This window comes from Oleiphilus sp. HI0128 (genome assembly GCF_001635365.1).
The window spans coordinates 1-1,138 of the sequence record NZ_LWGG01001226.1; the positions used below are offsets into that span (position 1 = coordinate 1).

Sequence of the window (1,138 nt, forward strand, 5' to 3'; positions counted from 1 at the left end):
TTAAGTCAGGGCTTAAATTCAGTATTGATGACTTTGGTACAGGTTATTCGTCTCTTGGTTATATCAAAAAATTCAGCCATATCCTGTCAAAGATTAAAATTGACCGTATGTTTGTCAATGAGTTAATTAACAACAGCTCTGATCAAGCACTGGTCAAGAGTATCATTACCTTAGCTGATAGCTTATCTATCGAGGTCTTGGCTGAAGGTATCGAGTCTAAGAAGCAGGAAGAGTCATTAATCGGGCTTGGTTGTGATTATGCTCAAGGCTTTTTCTATTCTAAGCCAATCCCAGCACCCGAAATCCCGGCCTTCATTCGAAAGTGGCAACAGACACCGCATATTGTCAGCTCAAGCTCTTAGAAAGAAAAAAGCTTCGGGTACCTAAACAGGTTTTTGTCATCAATTAGCTTGATATGACATACTCTCGTTTTTCTTGGCGAAGCAAAATTGATCTTAAGGCAGGTGGCGCGATGAAAGGGGTTTTCCTTGATGTAGCAAGTATGGGAGATGGTCTGGACCTGAGTGATATCGAGTCTTCATTTAGCCAATATCAATCTTATGATACGACGGAATCAGCGAATGTCTGTGAACGAATAAAAGGCTTTGAGGTGGTCGTTGTCAATAAAGTGCTATTGGGGAAGAAAGAAATAACAAGTAACCCCAGCCTAAAGCTGATAGCCGTTACGGCGACAGGGACGAACAATATTGACTTGCAAGCGGCTAAAGAGGCCGGTGTTAGGGTCTGTAATGTCACACAGTATGGGCGCCCGGCTATTGTTCAGCATACCTTTTCTTTGTTGCTGGCACTAACAAACCGTTTATTGGATTACGCTAAAGATGTTCAAGATGGACGCTGGTGTACAAGTCCGATTTTTTGTTTGATGGACTACCCTATTGTTGAACTGGAAGGCAAGACGCTTGGCCTGCTCGGTTATGGTGACCTTGGACAGGGTGTTGCAAAAATGGCCGAAGGCTTTGGCATGAAGGTTATACTGGCAGCTCGTTCCGGTCAAAGCTTGGAAAGTGTTGATGGCTATCCTCGCTTGGCTTTGGAAGAGCTATTGCCGCAAGTTGATGTCTTATCTATTCATTGCCTGCTGAGTGATGAAACTACAAATCTAATCGATGCCAATGCC

The 1,138-nt window shown here is 43.4% G+C and carries 2 protein-coding genes; both read left to right on the forward strand.

The features are described from left to right. Nucleotides 1-362 (forward strand): EAL domain-containing protein (locus A3763_RS20655; protein WP_156495223.1); only part of this gene is annotated, 362 nt, incomplete at its 5' end. A gap of 53 nt (nucleotides 363-415) precedes the next feature. After that, nucleotides 416-1,138 (forward strand): NAD(P)-dependent oxidoreductase (locus tag A3763_RS20660; RefSeq protein WP_068760434.1); only part of this gene is annotated, 723 nt, incomplete at its 3' end.